This is a genomic window from Actinosynnema sp. NPDC004786 (assembly GCF_053601135.1).
The window spans coordinates 48,683-66,890 of sequence record NZ_JBSGBG010000050.1 but is presented as its reverse complement, the minus strand read 5'-3'; the positions used below and the strand labels follow the sequence as shown (position 1 = coordinate 66,890).

18 protein-coding genes are annotated in these 18,208 nt (G+C 74.6%); 10 read left to right on the top strand and 8 right to left on the bottom strand.

Features of this window, described 5'->3' with window-relative positions:
* The 3 genes from ACWEFJ_RS32955 to ACWEFJ_RS32945 form a co-directional block, all read left to right on the top strand.
* A partial coding sequence (locus ACWEFJ_RS32955; protein WP_449716129.1) for a polysaccharide deacetylase family protein occupies positions 1–742 on the top strand: 742 nt, incomplete at its 5' end.
* A gap of 211 nt (positions 743–953) precedes the next feature.
* Positions 954–1,373 carry a YciI family protein gene (locus tag ACWEFJ_RS32950; protein WP_378090760.1) on the top strand — a complete coding sequence of 140 codons (420 nt, stop codon included), beginning with the start codon at positions 954–956 and terminating at the stop codon, positions 1,371–1,373.
* Positions 1,370–2,665: an RNA polymerase sigma factor gene (locus ACWEFJ_RS32945; protein ID WP_449716131.1), complete on the top strand. Its 1,296-nt coding sequence runs from the start codon at positions 1,370–1,372 to the stop codon at positions 2,663–2,665. Before ACWEFJ_RS32950 ends, ACWEFJ_RS32945 begins: the two co-directional genes overlap by 4 nt.
* 137 nt (positions 2,666–2,802) lie before the next feature.
* Here the strand turns inward: ACWEFJ_RS32945 and ACWEFJ_RS32940 are convergent, their stop codons facing one another.
* Positions 2,803–4,053, bottom strand: a complete 1,251-nt coding sequence (locus tag ACWEFJ_RS32940; RefSeq protein WP_449716128.1) for a protein kinase domain-containing protein — start codon at positions 4,051–4,053, stop codon at positions 2,803–2,805.
* A gap of 120 nt (positions 4,054–4,173) precedes the next feature.
* A complete protein-coding gene (locus ACWEFJ_RS32935; protein WP_378090786.1) occupies positions 4,174–5,064 on the bottom strand; it encodes a trypsin-like serine peptidase in 891 nt (296 codons plus the stop codon).
* A 177-nt stretch (positions 5,065–5,241) separates the two neighbouring features.
* Here ACWEFJ_RS32935 and ACWEFJ_RS32930 point away from each other — a divergent pair, with 177 nt between their 5' ends.
* A complete protein-coding gene (locus ACWEFJ_RS32930; RefSeq protein WP_449716127.1) occupies positions 5,242–5,832 on the top strand; it encodes a hypothetical protein in 591 nt (196 codons plus the stop codon).
* Positions 5,833–6,013: 181 nt separating this feature from the next.
* On the opposite strand, the gene ACWEFJ_RS32925 is transcribed toward ACWEFJ_RS32930, so the two are convergent.
* Positions 6,014–6,610 (bottom strand): short chain dehydrogenase, encoded by a 597-nt coding sequence (locus ACWEFJ_RS32925; RefSeq protein WP_378090757.1) that lies wholly within the window; start codon positions 6,608–6,610, stop codon positions 6,014–6,016.
* Positions 6,611–6,646: 36 nt separating this feature from the next.
* Positions 6,647–7,045, bottom strand: a complete 399-nt coding sequence (locus ACWEFJ_RS32920) for an SSI family serine proteinase inhibitor (RefSeq protein ID WP_449716126.1) — start codon at positions 7,043–7,045, stop codon at positions 6,647–6,649.
* 188 nt (positions 7,046–7,233) lie between these two features.
* Here ACWEFJ_RS32920 and ACWEFJ_RS32915 point away from each other — a divergent pair, with 188 nt between their 5' ends.
* Positions 7,234–7,356 (top strand): hypothetical protein, encoded by a 123-nt coding sequence (locus ACWEFJ_RS32915; RefSeq protein WP_449716125.1) that lies wholly within the window; start codon positions 7,234–7,236, stop codon positions 7,354–7,356.
* Complete coding sequence (locus tag ACWEFJ_RS32910) at positions 7,353–8,903, top strand: FAD-dependent oxidoreductase (RefSeq protein WP_449716124.1); 1,551 nt, start codon at positions 7,353–7,355, stop codon at positions 8,901–8,903. The genes ACWEFJ_RS32915 and ACWEFJ_RS32910 overlap by 4 nt, the downstream gene beginning before the upstream one ends.
* 212 nt (positions 8,904–9,115) lie before the next feature.
* On the opposite strand, the gene ACWEFJ_RS32905 is transcribed toward ACWEFJ_RS32910, so the two are convergent.
* The 4 genes from ACWEFJ_RS32905 to ACWEFJ_RS32890 form a co-directional block, all read right to left on the bottom strand.
* Positions 9,116–9,982, bottom strand: a complete 867-nt coding sequence (locus ACWEFJ_RS32905) for a MerR family transcriptional regulator (protein WP_378090753.1) — start codon at positions 9,980–9,982, stop codon at positions 9,116–9,118.
* Between the two features lie 28 nt (positions 9,983–10,010).
* Positions 10,011–10,295, bottom strand: a complete 285-nt coding sequence (locus ACWEFJ_RS32900; protein WP_378090752.1) for a WhiB family transcriptional regulator — start codon at positions 10,293–10,295, stop codon at positions 10,011–10,013.
* A gap of 79 nt (positions 10,296–10,374) precedes the next feature.
* Positions 10,375–11,337 (bottom strand): DUF5914 domain-containing protein, encoded by a 963-nt coding sequence (locus tag ACWEFJ_RS32895; protein WP_449716123.1) that lies wholly within the window; start codon positions 11,335–11,337, stop codon positions 10,375–10,377.
* Between the two features lie 15 nt (positions 11,338–11,352).
* Positions 11,353–12,480, bottom strand: coding sequence for a phytoene/squalene synthase family protein (locus ACWEFJ_RS32890; RefSeq protein WP_449716122.1), 1,128 nt, complete (start codon positions 12,478–12,480; stop codon positions 11,353–11,355).
* 147 nt (positions 12,481–12,627) lie between these two features.
* Here ACWEFJ_RS32890 and ACWEFJ_RS32885 point away from each other — a divergent pair, with 147 nt between their 5' ends.
* The 4 genes from ACWEFJ_RS32885 to ACWEFJ_RS32870 all read left to right on the top strand — a co-directional run bounded on the left by ACWEFJ_RS32885 (position 12,628) and on the right by ACWEFJ_RS32870 (position 18,206).
* Positions 12,628–13,734: a polyprenyl synthetase family protein gene (locus ACWEFJ_RS32885; RefSeq protein ID WP_449716121.1), complete on the top strand. Its 1,107-nt coding sequence runs from the start codon at positions 12,628–12,630 to the stop codon at positions 13,732–13,734.
* 16 nt (positions 13,735–13,750) lie between these two features.
* On the top strand, positions 13,751–15,217 hold the full coding sequence (crtI, locus tag ACWEFJ_RS32880; protein WP_449716130.1) for a phytoene desaturase family protein: 1,467 nt from the start codon (positions 13,751–13,753) through the stop codon (positions 15,215–15,217).
* A gap of 210 nt (positions 15,218–15,427) precedes the next feature.
* Entirely contained in the window at positions 15,428–16,459 is a 1,032-nt protein-coding gene (locus tag ACWEFJ_RS32875; RefSeq protein ID WP_449716120.1) for a TerC/Alx family metal homeostasis membrane protein, read from the top strand.
* A gap of 169 nt (positions 16,460–16,628) precedes the next feature.
* On the top strand, positions 16,629–18,206 hold the full coding sequence (locus ACWEFJ_RS32870) for a lipase family protein (protein ID WP_449716119.1): 1,578 nt from the start codon (positions 16,629–16,631) through the stop codon (positions 18,204–18,206).
* Positions 18,207–18,208: the final 2 nt, after the last annotated feature.

The following is an 18,208-nucleotide window of genomic DNA, read 5'->3' as shown; positions in this document are numbered from 1 at the left end:
CCACCCCCACATGACCCAACTCAACCAAGCCCAGATGACCACCGAGATCTCCCAGACCCAACAGGCGATCCAGAACGCCACCGGCACCGCACCCAAACTTTTCCGACCCCCCTACGGCGAGACCAACAACACCCTCAAAGCCGTCCAGGCCCAGTTCGGACTCACCGAAGTCCTCTGGAACGTCGACTCCCAGGACTGGAACAACGCCAGCACCGCCCAGATCGTCCAAGCCGCCTCCACCCTGCAGAACGGCGGCGTCATCCTCATGCACGACGGCTACCAGACCACCATCAACGCCATCCCCCAGATCGCCGCCAACCTCGCCTCCCGCAACCTCTGCACCGGCATGATCTCCCCCACCACCGGCCGCGCCGTCGCACCCACCGACACCCCGACCACCACCACGACGACGACCACGACCTCGTCCCAGCCGGGAACCGGCTCGTGCACCGCGACCTACCGCGAGAGCCAGCGGTGGGGTGACCGGTTCAACGGCGAGGTCACGATCCGCGCCGGGTCGGCGCCGATCAGCAGCTGGACCGCGACCGTCACCGTCACCTCGCCGCAGAAGGTGTCGGCGACCTGGAACGGCACGCCGAGCTGGGACTCCAGCGGCAACGTGATGACCATGAAGCCCAACGGCAACGGCAGCCTGGCCGCCGGTGCGAGCACCACGTTCGGTTTCACCGTCATGGCCAACGGCCAGTGGCGCGCCCCGACCGTGTCCTGCCGCACCCCCTGACGCACGTCGGTGTGCCCCTCACACCGGCGTGAGGGGCACACCGACGTGCCCCGATCTCCCGCATCGCACCCTCCTCAGTGGCCGTCCGAAGTAGGCTGCCGGCGCCCGCGGAAAAAAGTTCGGCGGGTGTGTCGATCCACGGCCGGGTCCGTTCGACCTGTGGGTGAGCGGGCCGGGAAGACGGCCCGGACGAGGTCAGGGAGACCGGACGATGAAGTACATGCTGATCATGCGCGCGACCGACGAGGCGTTCGCGGCGATGGGCGAGATCGACTTCGACCGGATGCTGGAGACGGTCGGCAAGTACAACGACGAGCTGATCCGCGCGGGCGTGCTGGTGGCCGCCGAGGGTCTCGCCGACGCCGCCGAGGGCGTGGTGGTGGACTACTCGTCGGAGCCGCCCGTCGTGACCGACGGCCCGTACGGGGAGACGAAGGAGCTGTTCAACGGCTTCTACATCCTCAACGTGGCGTCGAAGGAAGAGGCCGTCGAGTGGGCCAGGCGGTCGCCGATCAGCGGTCCCGGGTTCAAGACCGAGATCCGTCGGGTGACCTCGATCGACGAGTTCCCGCAGGACAACGAGTGGATCCGGAAGGAGCGGGCGTGGCGGGAAGCCACCGGCCAGCTCTGACGGGGTCGGCGAGCGACCCGACGGGTCGCGCCGCGGTCGCGGCGGTCTGGCGGATCGAGTCGGCGCGGATCGTCGGTGCGCTCGCGCGCTACACCGGCGATTTCGCGCTGGCCGAGGACCTGGCGCAGGAGGCGTTGGCCGAGGCGCTGGTGGGCTGGCCGCGCGACGGCGTGCCGGCCAACCCCGCGGGGTGGCTGCTCACCGTCGGCCGGCGGCGCGCGATCGACGCGTTCCGCCGGCGCTCCGCGCTGGACGAGAGGTACGCCGCCCTCGCGCACGACCTGGGCGAGGGCGACGCCACCTCCGGCGGTGCGCCCACCGCGGCCGACGACGTGCTGTGGGACCCGGACCGGATCGACGACGACGTGCTGGCGCTGATGTTCATCTCGTGCCACCCCGTGCTGTCGCGGGAGGCCCGGGTGGCGTTGACGCTGCGCGTGGTCGGCGGTCTGACCAGCGACGAGATCGCCCGGGCGTGCCTGGTGCCGACTGCGACCGTGCAGGCGCGGATCACCCGGGCGAAGAAGACGCTCGGGGCGGCCAGGGTGCCGTTCGGGGTGCCGCCGGCGCAGGAGCGGGCGGCCCGGCTGGGGTCGGTGCTCAACGTGATCTACGTGATCTTCACCGAGGGGTCCACGGCCGGCTCCGGCGACGAGCTGATCCGGTTCGACCTCGCGGGCGAGGCCCAGCGCCTGGCCCGCGTGCTGAGCCGGTTGGTGCCCGACCAGCCCGAGGTGCTCGGCCTGCTGGCGTTGCTGGAGCTGACCGCGGCGCGGTTCCCGGCGCGCACCGGCCCGGACGGCGAGGCCGTGTTGCTGGAGCACCAGGACCGGCGGCGCTGGGACCGGTCGGCGATCCGGCGGGGACGTGCGGCGCTGGCGCGGGCCGGGCAGGTGGGCCGCGGGCTGGGCGCGTACGGCCTGCAGGCGGCGATCGCCGAGTGCCACGCCGTCGCCCCGTCGGTGGCGGAGACGAACTGGGAGCGGATCGTGCTGCTGTACGAGGCGCTCGGCCGGCTCGCGCCGTCGCCGGTGGTCGACCTCAACCGGGCGGTGGCGGTCTCGATGGCGCGCGGACCGGCCGCGGCGCTGCCGATCGTGGACGACCTGGCGGGCGCAGGCGCGTTGGCGAACTCGTACCTGCTGCCGAGCGTGCGCGGCGAGCTGCTGATCCGCCTGGGTCGGCCGGACGAGGCGCGGGTCGACCTGGAGCTGGCCGTGCGGCGGTGCGGCAACGAGCGGGAACGGGCGGTGCTGGAGCGCAAGCTCGCCGACCTCGGGCCACCGACGTGAGGACCGCGCTGTTCCGCCGGTAGACCGCCGGGCAGCCGTTCGAGCGGGGCGGCTCGTGCGTGGGAGCACCACCGCCACCACTCCGGCGGCTCGCGGACGGGGCCGGCGGGGCGGCCCACCTCCCGGGGGTCCGCGGGTCAGGGCTTGCCCTTGCCCGGTCCCTTGCCCTTCTCGCTCCCCTTGCCCTTGTGGGCGTGGTCGGGTTTCGGGCCGGGACCGGCGGGCCGCACGTCCTCCGCGACGGGCGGCGCGACGGTGGTGGTCGCGATCACGACCTGCTCGGGCGGGTCGGCCGGGGGTGTCGTGCGCTCGACGACGGGCGTCGAGGACGGCGCGGGCGAGGACGTGGCGGGCGCGGGGCCCGGCACCAGCGCCCAGGCGACGCCCACCGCGCCGAGCAACCCCGCCGCCGACGCGACCAGCGCCTTCACCGGCACCTCCCGGCGCGGCGCCGGCACGACGTCCGGCGTCCGGTCGTCCACGTCGAGCGTCGCGTCCTCCACGTCGAGCGTCCGGTCGTCCACGTCGAGGGTGCGGTCGTCCGGGTCGGGCGTCGGGTCGTCCGCTCCGACCGCCGCGAGACCGGCGGGCACCTCGCCCGTCCGCAGCACCTCGGCGCACTCGCGGGCGGTCGGTCGGCGACGGGCCGACAGGGCGGTCATCAACGACAGCAGGCGCACCAGGTCGGCGGGCAGGTCGGCGGGCACGGACGGCGGCCGGTGCAGCCTGGCGACCGCCGCCTCGACGTCGCCGCCCGTGTACTCGCGGCGACCGGTCAGGCACTCCAGCAGCACCAGGCCGAACGAGTAGACGTCGGCGGGCGGGCCCACGTCGCCCCCGCGCACCTGTTCCGGAGCCAGGTAGGCGGCGGTGCCGACCAGCTGGTCGGTGCGGGTGAACCGGGTCGCGCCCGCGAGGTGCGCCAGCCCGAAGTCGGCCAGGTGGGGCGTCCCGTGGACGTCGAGCAGGATGTTGGACGGCTTGACGTCCCGGTGCACCACGCCCTGCTCGTGCACGTAGGCCAGCGCGTCGGCCAGCCGCGCGCCCAGCTCCCGCACCTCCGCCACCGACAGCGGCCCGTCGGTGATCCGGCCGCGCAGCGTGCGACCCTCCACCAGTCGCAGCACCACGAACGGCGTGCCGTCGCCGTCACCGGCGTCGTGCACGGACACCAGGCCGGGGTGGGACAGCCGGGCGAGCGTGCGGGCCTCGTTGTCGAAGCGCCGCGCCGCGTCCATGTCGGCGTTGGGCCGGAACAGCTTGACCGCGACCTCCCGCCGCAGCACCGTGTCCCATCCGCGCCGCACCTCGGCCATACCGCCGAAGCCCAGCGTCTCGCCCAGCACGTACCGCCCGGCCAGGAGTTCGTCACTGGTGGGGAGCGACACCGGCACACCCTCCGGTCGGGGACGCAGGGACACCCACAGGTGCCCGTTCGCCGTCCCGCTCAAACCACGGTCCCGGGAAGGCGGTCGTGGTCCGGCGACCGGACCACGACCGCCCCGCGATCAGGCGGCCTGGGCCTGGTTGTAGAGGTTCTGGGCGTCGGCGCCGAAGTACGGGCCGAACATCCAGGTCGGGATCAGGTTGATCTTGTAGCTGTTCACCGAGTTGACCGTGCCGGTGCCCGTGGCCTCGGAGAACGAGCGGAACCACGGACCGCCGCTGGCGCCGCCGGTCATGTCGCACGTCATGCCGATGCCGTTGCTGAGGAACGCGTTGAACGTCCGCCCGCTGCAGTAGACGAGCTTCGTGCCGTCGTAGGGCGCGGCGGCCGGGTAGCCGAACGCGTACATGTCGGCGGCGCGCGTCTGGTTGAACGCGATGCCCTGCGCGCCGACGACGTCGGTGAGGCTCTGCCCGTTGAGCTGGTTGACGACGATCGCGCCGATGTCGTAGTTGATGTCCTCGCTCGCGTGCCACTGCGGTGTGGCGAACGTGGCGCGGGCGGTCCACGTGCCGTACGGGGCGTTGCCGTTGTCGTAGGCCGGGACGAACGCGACGTTGGTGTGGTACGCGCCGTCGAGCTTCACGCAGTGCCCGGCCGTGATGACCGTGCTCTTGTTCCCGCTGGTGACGGCGTTGCCGCTGCACGAGGCGTTGCGGCCCTGGTAGGTGAAGAACACCCGGCCGGCCGTCGAGACGACCCTGCCGCCGCCGGTCCACGCGCTGCCGCCGTTGGGGATGGCCAGCGGTGCGATGGTGACGGGTTCGCCCGCCGGCACGTCGGCGCGCAGTGCCGAGGCGGAGGCCGCGCGCAGGTCGAGCGGGACGGCGGCGCGCATCCGCTCCGGGGTCCAGTACCCGCCGGGTGCGACGGCTTGGGCCGGCTGGACGCTGATCAGCGACAACGTCAACGCGCTCGCGAGGGTGACGAGCCGTTGCACAGCACGGTTCATGATCTTCCACCTTTCGTGGGTCGATCAATGGCAGGGTCCGTGAGGAGGAAATTACTCAGCGCAACGCCCAGTGGTGTCCGACAAACGGGTGAGCATGGCTTTCGCCGGAGGAGTCCCGACCACCGGAATAACCCGGACGAGTGAGAGACTGCGGGCCAACCGGAGCGCAGGGGGACGATGATGCTCTCGCAGGCGACGAACGCGCTGCACATGCACCAGAAGGTCACCTTCATGGTGAACCGCTACGAGGTCTTCGCCGACGACAACGGCGAGCCCGGCCCGCTCGTCGCGTTCGTCGAGCAGAAGCGGATGGCGTTCAAGGAGCAGGTGACCATCTACACCGACGCCGGCAAGGGCCAGGTGCTCGCCGGGTTCCGCGCGCGCAAGGTGATCGACCTGGGCAGCGGCTACGACGTGACGGACGGGGCCGGGCGGCCCATCGGCCAGTTCCGCAAGGACTTCGGCAAGTCGCTGACCAACTCCACCTGGCACCTCGACCAGCCGGGCGCGCCGACGGCCACCGGCAGCGAGCGCAACGCGGGCCTCGCGATCCTGCGCCGGGTGTGGGGCTTCCTGCCGTTCGTGAACAACGTGCCGTTCCCGTTCCGCTACCACTTCGACTTCGTGCGCGGCGGGCAGCCCGTGTTCAGCGTCGACAAGAAGACCTGGGTGCGGGACCACTACCTGATCCGGATCGCCGACCCGCACGTCGACCGCCGCCTGGTGATCGCGCAGGCCGTGGCGGTGGACGCGCTCCAATCGCGGTAGGACGGATCCGCCGTACACCGGTTCCCCGGCCTCCGGCGCGGGTCGGGGGCCGGTGCGGCGGCGCTGCTTGCGCATGATCGAAGCTCGCCTACCTCCGGCTACCGCGCGGGCGGGTCGTCGATCGACCACGGGGTGAGCAAGGCGGGTCGTGGACGGCGGCGAGCACGTCGTCTACCAGGCGCTACGGCACGTAGACCTGACCGGTTTGCGCGCCCTCGACCGACCTGACGTAGGCCCGTGCGACGTCGGCCAGGTCGACCGGGGCCATGCCGGGGAAGAAGTCGCCGTAGTCGTCCAGGCTCTCGGTGAAGACGGTCGGGCTGACCGCGTTGACCCGCAGAGGCGCGATCTCGACGGCCGCCGCCCGCACGAACGCCTCCACCGCGCCGTTGGCCAGGGACGACGCGCTGCCGGACGGGACGGGTTCGCGCGCCAGCACACCCGTGATCAGGGTGAACGAGCCGCGTTCGGCGACCCGGCCGATGCCCTGCCGGACCAGTTCGACCTGGCTCAGCACCTTGCCCCGGAACCCGGCCTCGTAGTCGGCCGCGGTCATCTCGGTGATCGGCTTCCACGGCACGTCGCCCGCCGCGCCGACCACCGCGTCGACCCGGCCGACGCGGTCGTACAGCTCGGTGACCTGGGCCGGGTCGGCGACGTCGTAGCGGAGGTCGCCGCTGGAGCGGCCGACGGTGACGACCTCGTGGCCGCGTCCGGCGAGGGCGGTGTGGACGGCCGAGCCGAGCGTGCCGCCGGCTCCGACGAGCAGGATTCTCATGCGGTCACGCTAGAGCGGTCGCCGGCGCGGTGCCGCTCAGCCCCAGACCGGCAGCCACGCCTGCCACCGGGCCTCCTCGCAGGAGTCGGTGCGGCGGAACTCGGCGGTCACGGGGACGCCGAACAGCAGACCGGAGACCTTGGCGCGTTCCGGGCCGTAGACGACGTCGCGGCAGTTCGTCGTCGGCGGCACGGGCTTGACCGCCTCCGGGGTCGTGCGGATCGCCTCGCAGGCCGCCTTGGGCCGGGGGTGCGTGCCGCCGTCCGGGTCGCAGGTGAGCTGGTACTGGCGGACGGCCGAGCCGAGGGGGTCGTGGACGGTGATGGTCAGGTCGGCGGTGGCGGCCGGGGCCGCTGCGGCGGATGAGGCGGAGGCGGGCGCGGCGGCGAACGCGGCGGCGATGGCCAGTGCGGGGAGCAACCGGGAGACGGACATGGTCGTGTCCTCCGAGTGATCGACGGTGATCAGCTGGAACCCGAACCGGTGGCGGACGGCAACGGTGTGTCGCCCAGTGTGCCAAGGATTCACACCCGCGCGGTCTGCCGTTCGCCCGCGGGGCATCCGTCATGCGGACCGGCCCGCGCCCTCCTACGGTCGGGACAGCGAAGACGGAAGGGGTGCGCATGACGCGGTTGACCGCCGGGTTGCTCGCGCGGGCCAAGCGGTGGTCCGCCTCAGTCGGTCGCGCGCCGGGGCGGCGGCTCGGCGTGGCGCGCACCTTCGCCGACCCGGCCGGGCAGCGGTGATCGACCGCAAGGCCGTGCGGGTCGTGGGTCCCGCCGGTCGCACGCGGTTCGAGGGGGACGTGCCGACGGTGGTCGTGGTCGGCGCGGGCATCGCCGGGCTGGCCGCCGCGACGATCCTCGGCGAGCGCGGCGCGCGGGTCGTCGTGTGCGAGCGCGAGGAGCACCTCGGCGGGCGGGTGGGCGGCTGGCCCACCGAACTCGCGGACGGCAGCCGGGTCACCATGACCCGCGGCTTCCACGCGTTCTTCCGGCAGTACTACAACCTGCGCGCGTTGCTGCGCCGGGTCGACCCCGGCGGCCGGGCGCTGGTCGGCCTGCCGGACTACCCGCTGTGGCACCCCGGCGGCCACCGCGACGGGTTCGCCGGGCTCCCCACGACCCCGCCCTGGAACGCGCTGGCCTTCCTGCGCCGCAGCCCGACGTTCCGCTGGCCGGACCTGCGGTCGGTGGACGCGCGGGCGGCGTTGCCGCTGCTGGACGTGTCGGTGCCGGGCGTCTACCGGGAGCTGGACGGGCTGGACGCGGCGACGTACCTGGAGCGGATCCGCTTCCCCGAGTCCGCGCACGCGCTGGCGTTCGAGGTGTTCTCCCGCAGCTTCTTCGCCCACCCGGGCCACATGTCGGCGGCCGAGCTGGCGCTGATGTTCCACGTCTACTTCCTCGGCTCGGCGGAGGGCCTGCTGTTCGACGTCGCCGCCGACCCGTTCCCGCACGGCCTGTGGGAACCGCTGGGCCGCCACCTCGCCGCGCTGGGGGTGGACGTGCGCCGGGGCGTCGAGGTGCGGTCCGTGCAACCGGGCGGGGCCAGGCGGTTCGCGGTGGAGGTGGGCGGCGACCGGCTCGACGCGGACGCCGTCGTGCTGGCCGCGGACGTGCCGGGGCTGCGCCGCGTCGTCGCCGCGTCGCCCCGGCTGGGCGATGCGGCCTGGCGGGCGCGGATCGCCGCGCTGCGGACCGCGCCGCCGTTCCTGGTGTCGCGGTACTGGCTCGACCGGCCGGTGGATCCGGACCGGCCGGGGTTCCTGGGCACGAGCGGCTACGGCTTGCTGGACAACGTGAGCGTGCTGGACCACTACGAGCACGAGGCGCGGGCGTGGGCCGCGCGCACCGGCGGCTCGGTGGTGGAGCTGCACGGGTACGCGCTGCCCGCGGACGAGCCCGATCCCCGGGCCCGGCTGTGGGAGTCGCTGACCGAGGTCTACCCGGAGACCAAGCGGGCCGTCGTCGTGGACGAGCGGCACGAGCTGCGGGCCGACTGCCCGCTGTTCCCGGCGGGCGGGTTCGCCCACCGGCCGACCGTGCGGACCCCGGACGACTTCCTCGTGCTGGCGGGCGACCTGGTGCGCATCGACCTGCCGGTCGCGCTGATGGAACGGGCGGCGACCACGGGGTTCGCCGCGGCGAACCGGCTGCTGGGCCGGTGGGGCGTGGCGGGGACCGATTTGTGGAGCGTGCCGACCACCGGCCGAGTGCCGGCGCTGCGCGCGGTCGCCCGCCGCTGGGGGCGGACGCCGTCCCGGACGGGGGATGCGCGACCCGGGCGGTGATCGCGGTGGGCGGCCGGGAAGGCCGCGCCGGCGGGGAGCGGAAGGCGACCGGGGACCAAGCCGCCGCCGAACGGACCTCGGCAACCGGGAACCGGGCCGCGCCGGGCGGTGGCCGGAGGCGGCCAGGTGGCGACGAGTCGTGGCGATCCCGCACCGCCGGCGTGAACGATCACCCGTCCGGAACCGCCCTCCACTCGGGCGTCCCTCGCGCCCTAGACGTGCGCCTGGTCCACGATCAGGCGCACGGCGTCCGGCAACGTGGGCGGCCGGCGCACGGCGTCGGGCAGCGGGACGTCGTCCCAGCCCGGTCCGGCGACCGCGAGGACGGCGGTGGTGCGGCGGCACAGGTCCTCGATCGGCACGGTGGCGGCCAGGTCGGGGTGGTGCGCCCAGATCACCGCCACGGCGGGCCGCAGCCGGTCCAGCGCGTCGCACAGCGCGGGCACCGGGACCCGCGCCCCGAGGCTGCGCCACGAGCAGGACTCCTCGGACAGCGCCGCGCCCAGCGCCTCCAGCGCCAGCGTGTGCTGCTCGTCCGGCGCGCACGACAGCAGGGCGGCCAGCGTGCCGGTGCCGCCCGCGTGCGGCACCGCGCGCAGCGCGTGCAGCAGGCCGGTGCTGGCCACGTGCTCGACCTCGACGCCCGAGCCGCGTCGGTGCACCCGTTCGCCCAGCTCGACCAGGAACGGCGACAGCACCGCCTGCCACGCCGCCACGACGCCGTGCGCGCCGATCAGGTCGGCCGCGAGCCGGCGCACCCCCGGCTCGTCCAGCCGGTCGGCGGCGGTGAGGACACCGCGCCGGGCCGCCTTGGCGGTGGCCGCGGTGAGCGCCGGGCGGGTCGGTTCGGGACGGGCCGTCGTCGGCTGTCGCGCCTGCTCGGCGGCCTGGGCCGGGGCGACGCCCCGCGCGGTGAGGGCGACCATGCGCCGCAACTGCTCGACCTCGTCGTCGCGGTAGCGGCGGTGGCCACCGGCGGTGCGCCCGGAGGGCCCCAGCCCGTAGCGCTGGTCCCACGTGCGGAGCGTGGTGGGCGAGATGCCGAGCATCGCCGCGACCGCGCGGGGTGTCCAGCTCATCGCACTCCGGGCCCGTTCCCTGGCACGCTCACTTCCTGGCGCGCTCGGAGAGCATAGCCCTCAACTCGCTCTCGCCGAGGCCGCCCCAGATGCCGAACGTCTCGTGCACCTCCAGCGCGTGCTCCCGGCACTGCCGCATCACCGGGCAGCGTTGGCAGATCGCCTTGGCCGCCGCCTCCCGCTGCTCGCGGGCCGACCCGCGTTCGTTGGGCGTGTGGAAGAAGTACGCGCTGTCCATGCCGCGGCACAAGCCGGACAGCTGCCAGTCCCAGGACTCGGCGACCGGGCGGGGCAGGCGGGAGAGCTCGGGCATGGCGCACGTCCTCTGCGAGTCGACAACGCTGGTCCACCCATCCTAAATTCGACTCAGAATCGCTTCAACTTGAGCGGCGTCAGCCCGGCAACGACCCCTTGGCCCGCAGCGCGTACCGGCGCTCGGCGTAGGCCAGGTCGTCGCGCCACAGCCGCGCGGCGACCCGGCGCATCAGCGGCCGGATGACCGGTGCGGCGTGCCTGACCAGCGCGAACCCCCGTCGCTCCGAGTGCGCGATGGTCGCCTCCACGACCGCCGTCCGGCCCTGGTCCAGCGGGGTGGCGTGGGTCTCGACCACGCTGCCCTCCCCCTCCCCCGAGACGATCCGCATGACGACCGTCCGCGGCTCGGGGCAGTCGAACTCGGCCGTCACCGGCACGCCGAGCCGGCCCGCGACCCGGAACGTCACCTCGACCAGGAACCGGTCGTCCTCCTCGGTCGGCGTCTCCAGCACCCGCAGGTTCGCGAACGAGTACGGGTGGAACCACGCGCCGTGCCACGGGTCCAGCCGGTTGGCCACCACGTCCTCCGGCTCGCAGCGGCCGACCAGGGACGCGACCGCGTCCACCGCGCTGCCGGCGGGGCGCGCCGGCAGCACCGGCTCGGGCAGCGGTTCCTCGCCGCCCACGTCGTCCAGCCGCACCCACACCAGGACGCCGTCGTCGTGCGCGGGGTACGGGCTCCACCCGCCGAACCGCCCGCCGCCCAGCGCGAGCCCGTGCCAGCGGCAGACCAGCTCCCCGCCGGCGACCGCGCCGTCGCACAGCGGCGCGCCGAGGTGCGGGCACGCCCCGGGACCGGCCAGCAGCACGCCACCGGGTCCGCGCCACAGCACGACCTCGCGCCCGGCGACGGTCCGGCCGAGCGGCGCGTCGCGCCCGACGTCGCGGCTCGCGCCGACGACGAACCAGTTGCCGGACGGCCGGGCGGTGGCGCGTTTCAACGCGGCCTCGATGAGCGCCGGCTTCGCGTCCCGCCAGGTCGGTTCCTGTTTGGACCACGCCGGACTGGTGAAGGTGCGCAGCGGCAATCGCTTCGGCATCTCTCTCCTCGGGGATCAGGCGGCGCGGGCGAGCACGGCCTTGGCGAACGCGGGCAGCGCCACGGCGAGCCGCCTGCCGTGGGACACCACGACGCGCCGGGACAGCACGTCGGCGCCGGCCTCCTCGACCAGGTCGAGGATCCGGCCGTACAGCCGGTACGCGGTGCTGACGCAGGTCCGCGACCGGGGCGCGAGCAACGCGATACCCGGCACGGCCCGCGCGTAGACCTCGCGGGCGCGGGCGACCTGGTCGCGCAGCGCCGCCGCGACCCGGTCGTCCGCCCGACCGGTGGCCCGCGCGTGCGCCAGCCGGTCGCGGTCCACGCCGAACGCGGCCAGCTCGTCGGCGGGCAGGTACACCCGGCCGCGGTCGAGGTCCTCGCCGACGTCGCGCAGGAAGTTGGTGAGCTGGAAGGCGATCCCGAGCGCGGCGGCGGCCGGCTCCGCCTCCTCCCTCGGCCCGACCGTGCCGAGCACCGGCAGCACCTGAAGGCCGATGACCGCCGCCGAGCCGTGCACGTACCGGGACAGCTCGGCCCGCGTCGCGTAGTCGGTCACGGTCAGGTCCATCCGCATGGACGCCAGGAAGTCGCGGAAGTGCTCCGCCGGGATGTCGTACCGGCGCACGGTGTCGGCGAGCGCGACCACGACCGGCTCGACCGCCCGGTCCCCTGCGGCCACCACCGGGTCGGCGGCCGTGCCGCGGTCCGACGCGGGCACGACCCGGTCGGCCGCTGCGGCGCGGTCCGACGCGGGCGTGACCCGGTCGGCGGCCGTGCCGCGGTCCGACGCGGGCGTGACCGGTTGGCGATCGGTCCGGACGGCGAGGTCCGGCCGTGCGCGCCGGCGAGGTCCGCGTCGGCCGGCGGCATCGGTGAGCGCGGACGTGAGGGCGGCGTCGGCCGCCGCCAGGCCCGCGACCTTCTCCTCCAGTCCACTGTGGAGGTCGTCCACGATGTCGTCCACCCACCGCGCGAACCCGTACAGCGCGTGCACGGCGGGCCGCTGCCCGGGGCCGAGCATCCGCGTGGCGAGGTAGTACGTCCGGCCGTGCGCGGCGTTGAGCGCCCGGCACCGCCGGTACGCCTCGCGCAACGACGGTTCGGTGATGCCGGCGGCATCCAGTTCCCGCTCAGCGGACATGCGTCGGCGTCCTCTCCCGTGACGGCACTGCGCTCACGCTAGGTCGGCCCCGGTCGCTTCGCATGACCAGTGCGCTCGTTGTGCGGACCCCGCGCGGCGCTGCTTAGCTCCAACCACGACATCCCGGACACCACGAGGGGGCGACGCATGTCGCTGTTGGCCGACCTGGACCCCGGCACGTCCACGTCCCCGGCTCCCGACGAGTTCACCGCGCGGTTCGCGGCCGCGCTCGACGACTTCTTCCGGACCCGCCCGCCGGTCGACGCCGCCCGCGAGCTGGTGGACGAGCTGCACGCGCTGGTCCTGGCCGGCGGCAAGCGGATCCGGCCGGCGTTCGCGTGGTGGGGGTGGCGCGCCGCCGGTGGCGAGGTGCGCGGCGACGCGGCCGAGGCGACCGTGCGCGCGCTGGTGGCGTTGGAGCTGTTGCAGTGCTGCGCGCTCGTCCACGACGACGTGATGGACCGCTCGGAGACCCGGCGGGGCCGGCCGGCGGCGCACGAGGCGTTCGCCGCACAGCACCGCCGGCGCCGGTGGGCGGGCAGCGCGCGCCGGCACGGCGACAGCGCCGCGATCCTGGTCGGCGACCTGGCGCTGGCCTGGGCGGACGACGCGCTGGTCACCGCCGGGCTGTCCCCGGCGGCCCTGCAACGGGCCTGGCGGCCGTGGCAGGCGATGCGGACGGAGATGATGGCCGGGCAGTACCTGGACCTGCGCGCGACCGCCGGCCGGGACGGTTCGCTCGAGGGCGCGTTGCGCGTCGCCGCCCTGAAGACCGCCGCGTACACCGTCGAACGGCCGCTGCACCTCGGCGCGGCCCTCGCCGACGCGCCGCCGGACGTGATCGCGTGCCTGCGCGCGTTCGGGCAGGACGTCGGCGTGGCGTTCCAGCTGCGGGACGACCTGATCGGCGTGTTCGGCGACAGCGGGGTGACCGGCAAGCCCGTCGGCGGCGACCTGCGCGAGGGCAAGCGGACCCCGCTGATGGCGCTCGCGGTGGCGCACGCCACGGCGGCGGGCGACCACGCCGCGGCGCGGACGCTCTCGCGCTGCCTCGGCGGCGCGCCGGTGACGGAGGAGCTGGTGTCCGCCGCACGGGCGCTGCTGGTCGACCTCGGCGCGGTCGAGGCCGTGGAGGGGCACATCGACGCGCTGACCGCGAGCGGTCTCGCCGCGCTCGACCGGGCCGACGTGGACGAGGTGGCCCGCGCGCGGTTGAGGCGCCTGGCGGTCCGCGCCGTCCGGCGTCACGGCTGAGGGGGAGGACACCGTGGTGCGCGTGGTGCGCGGCCGGACGGATTCGGTGGTGGTGGTCGGCGCGGGGCTGTCGGGTCTGTCGGCCGCGCTGCACCTGCGCGGCGCCGGGCACGAGGTGACGGTGCTGGAGCAGCACGCCCACCCCGGCGGACTGGCGGGCCGGCTGGACGTGGCCGGGCACCGCATCGACACCGGGCCGACCGTGCTGACCATGCCCGACCTGCTGGACGAGGCGTTCGCGGCGGTCGGCCGGCGGCTGGCCGACCACCTCGACCTGGTGCCGCTGCATCCGGCGTACCGGGCGCGGTTCGCCGACGGCAGCACGCTCGACGTCCACACCGACGCGGCCGCGATGGAGGAGGCGGTGCGCGAGCTGGCCGGTGACCGGGAGGCGCGCGGCTACCGGGCGCTGCGCTCCTGGCTCACGCGGCTCTACCGGGTGGAGCGCGACCGGTTCATCGGCTCGGCCTTCGACTCGCCCCTCGACCTGGTCGGCCGCGACCTCCTCGCGCTCGCCCGGCTCGGCGGCTTCGGGTCGCTGTCGCGGGCGGTGGGCCGGTTCGTGCACGACGACCGGCTGCGCCGCGTCTTCACGTTCCAGGCCCTCTACGCCGGGGTGTCGCCGGCCGACGCGCTCGCGGCGTACGGCGTGATCGCCTACATGGACGCGGTGGCCGGCGTCTGGTTCCCGCGCGGCGGCATGCGGGCGGTGCCCCGGGCGCTCGCGGACGCGGCGGAGGCGGCGGGCGTGCGGTTCCACTACGGCGCCGGGGTGCGGGAGCTGGAACGCGCCGGCGCGCGCGTGACCGCGGTCCGCACGGCGACCGACCGCTTCCCGTGCGACGCCGTGGTGCTCGCGACCGGCCCCGCGGGGAGCACCCGGTTGCTGCGCGGCGAACCGCGCCGGGTCCGGCCGCTGCGGTGGTCGCCGTCCGCGGTGGTGGTGCACCTGGGCGCGCGGCGCGTGGTGGACGACCTGGCCCACCACACGATCTCGTTCGGCGGCGAGTGGGAGGGGACGTTCGACGAGATCATCCGCCGCGGGCGCCCGATGGGCGACCCGTCCCTGCTGCTGACCACGCCGACCCTCACCGACCCGGGGCTCGCGCCCGCCGGGCGGCACCTGCAGTACCTGCTCGCGCCGTGCCCCAACCTGGACACCGGCCCGATCCGCTGGGACGTCGTCGGGCGCCGGTACGCCGAGGAGGTCGTCGGCGAGCTGGTCTCCCGCAAGCTGCTCGACCCCGGCGTCGAGGTGCTGTCCGTGACGACGCCCGCCGACTGGGCCCGCGCCGGCCAGGCCGCGGGCACCCCGTTCTCGGCCGCGCACACGCTCGGCCAGACGGGCCCGTTCCGACCGCGGAACCTCCCGTTCCGGCACGGCAACGTCGTGCTCGCGGGCAGCGGCACCACCCCCGGCGTCGGGATCCCGCCGGTGCTCATCTCGGGCCGGCTCGCCGCCGAACGGCTGCGGCGACCGTGACGGGTGGCCCGCCCCGGTTTGACCCGAAAGAGTGACCTACACACCTTTACCAACGCTTTACTGACGTCGCCCGGTGCCCGATACTGTCCGGCGAGGGGAGTACTTCCCAAGCGCCTGCCCGGTCAGTACGGACGTCCCGTCGGCGTCCCCGGGAGGCCGCCCCGCCAGGGGTGAAGGAGACCTCGAACTCTTGTCGTTCGAGGAGGTCCGATGCCCCTGTCAGCAGCAGTGCCGGCGAGCCCGGTCGAGCCCGTGGGGTCGCCGTGGTTGTGGTTGGTCAGCATCGCCGTGCTGGTCGTGTTGCTGATCGCGGACTTCGTGGTCACCCACCGGCCGCACGAGGTGTCCATCCGGGAGGCCGTGGGCTGGTCGGTGTTCTACCTCGCGCTGCCCGTGGTGTTCGGGCTGTGGCTGTGGAACCACGCCGGCGGTGACCGGGCGCTGGAGTTCATGACCGGGTTCGTGGTCGAGAAGTCGCTGTCGGTCGACAACCTGTTCGTGTTCATGCTGCTGCTGGCGGCCTTCGCGGTCCCCGCCGAGGTGCAGCAACGCGTCCTGCTCTACGGCATCGTCGGCGCGCTCGTGCTGCGCGGCGTGTTCATCGCGGCCGGCGCGGCGATGCTGGCCGCCGGGACGTGGGCGTTCCTGGTGTTCGGGCTGGTCCTGCTGGTGTCGGCGATCAAGGTCCTGCGCCAGGCGATGGCCGGGGTCGAGGAGGCGCGGGACGTCTCGCGGATGCGGTCGGTCCGGCTGCTGCGCCGGCTGATGCCGGTCACCGACGACTACCACGGCGCCCGGCTGACCGTGAAGGAACGCGGTCGCCGCGCGCTCACGCCGCTGGCGGTCGTGGTGGTGGCGGTCTTCGCCACGGACGTGGTGTTCGCCGTCGACTCGGTGCCCGCGGTCTACGGCATCACCGACGACCCGTACCTGGTGTTCGCGACGAACGCGTTCGCGCTGCTGGGCCTGCGCGCGCTGTACTTCGTGCTGCACACGGCGCTGGCGAAGCTCGTGCACCTCAACCACGGGCTCGCGATCATCCTGGCGTTCATCGGCGTGAAGCTGGTGCTGCACTGGGCGCACGGGATCTGGCCGGGCCTGCCCGAGATCCCCACGCCGGTCTCCCTGGTGGTGATCATCGCCATCCTCGCCGTCGTCACCGTGACCAGCCTGCGCAGCAGGCGGCGTGCCGAAGCCCGTGCCGACCGACCGGGCGAGAAGGCCGCCGCGCCAGGGGACTGACCATGGTGTTCGAGTGGCTGCTCGACGTGCTGGTCACCACCGCCCTCACCGCGCTCGTCGTGGGGGCGCTGGTGATCAGCTGCGCCGCGCTGCACCCGCCACGCGGTCCGCGTCGCTGACCGGGATTCACCCGGTCGGCGACGCCCGGACCCGCTAACGTCCCGGTGACGTGACCGCCACCACGGACCCGGGCCGCCGGCCAGGCGACCTGATCCGCGCCGACCCGCTGCCGCGCCGGTTCCGGCCGGCGCACGCCGAGGCCGCCTACCGTGTCTTCTACCAGGGCGTCGGCCACGACGGGCGCGGTCGGCTGGTCACCGGCTCGGTGTTCGTCCCCGAGGGCGCGCCGCCGGGCGGCGGCTGGCCCGTGGTCAGCTACGCCCACGGCACGACGGGCCTGTCCGACCGCACCGCGCCGTCCCGCACCGGCCTGCTGCGGCTGGAGCGCGAGCACGTCGCGGCGTGGCTCGCGGCCGGTTACGCGGTCACCGCGACCGACTACGAGGGCCTCGCCACGCCGGGACCGCACCCGTACCTCAACGGCGAGGCGGTGGCCGACGACGTGATCGACATCGTGCGCGCGGCCCGGCGGCTCGACCACCCGCTCGACCGGCGCTGGCTCGTCGCGGGCTTCTCCCAGGGCGGGCACGCGGCCCTGTTCACCGCCCTGACGGCCACGCGCTACGCGCCGGAGCTGGACTTCCTCGGCACGGTCGCGCTCGCCCCTCCGGTGCACCCGGTGCGGGTCGTCGCCACCCGCACCGGCGACGCGGCCGCGGCCGTCTGCGCGTTCGTGCCGATCGTCCTGGCGGGCCTGCGCGCCCGGTACCCCGACTTCTCCCCCGGCTTCCTCACCGGGCGCGGCACGGCGCTGGTCGACCTGGCCGCACGGGTGTCGCTGGTCGAGGTGTTCCGCGCCGCCAGGGCGATCACCAACCACGAGACCGGCATGACGGACCTGACCCGCCACCCCGACGTGGCCCGCGTGCTGGACGAGTGCCGCGTCCCGGTCGCCTGCCTGGACCGCCCGGTCTTCCTGGCCGCGGCGGGCAACGACGAGATCGTGCCGCCCGCGGTGATCCACGACTTCGCCGACGACATCGCCGCGGCGGGCAGCGCCGTGCGCCTGACCACGTACCCCGACGCCGACCACGGCGCCATCCTCGCCGCAGCCCGCCCCGACGCGACGGCGTGGGCGACCGACGTCACCGGCCACGCGCCCGCCCCGGTCACGCCGTCGCCCCGCTTCGACCTGCTCGACGCCACCGGCGACGGCTACCTGCGCCGCGACGACTACGAGGTGTTCGCGCTGCGCCTGGTCCAGGCGTTCGGCCACCCGCCGCGCTCCCCCGCCGCGATGGCCGTCCGCTCCGCCTACCGCGCGCTGTGGCGCGCCCTGGCCGCCGAGTCCGACACCGACGACGACGGCCGCGTCGACAAGGCCGAGTTCCTGGCGTGGGCGGGCCGCGCCACGCACGAGGTCTTCGACCGCACCCTGCGCCCGCTGGCCACGGCCGTGCTGGCGCTGGTCGACGTGGAGGGCACGGGCGTGGTGCGGCGCGACGGGTTCCTCACCCTCATGGCCCGGTGCGGCCTGCCCGACGCCGACGCGCGCACCCTGTTCGACCGCCTCGACGCCGACCACCGCGGCACGCTCGGAACCGACGAGATCGTCCGCGCCACCCGCGAGTTCTGCCTGGAGCCCGCGCCCGACAAGCCCGGCCACTGGCTGTTCGGCCGGTTCTGAGC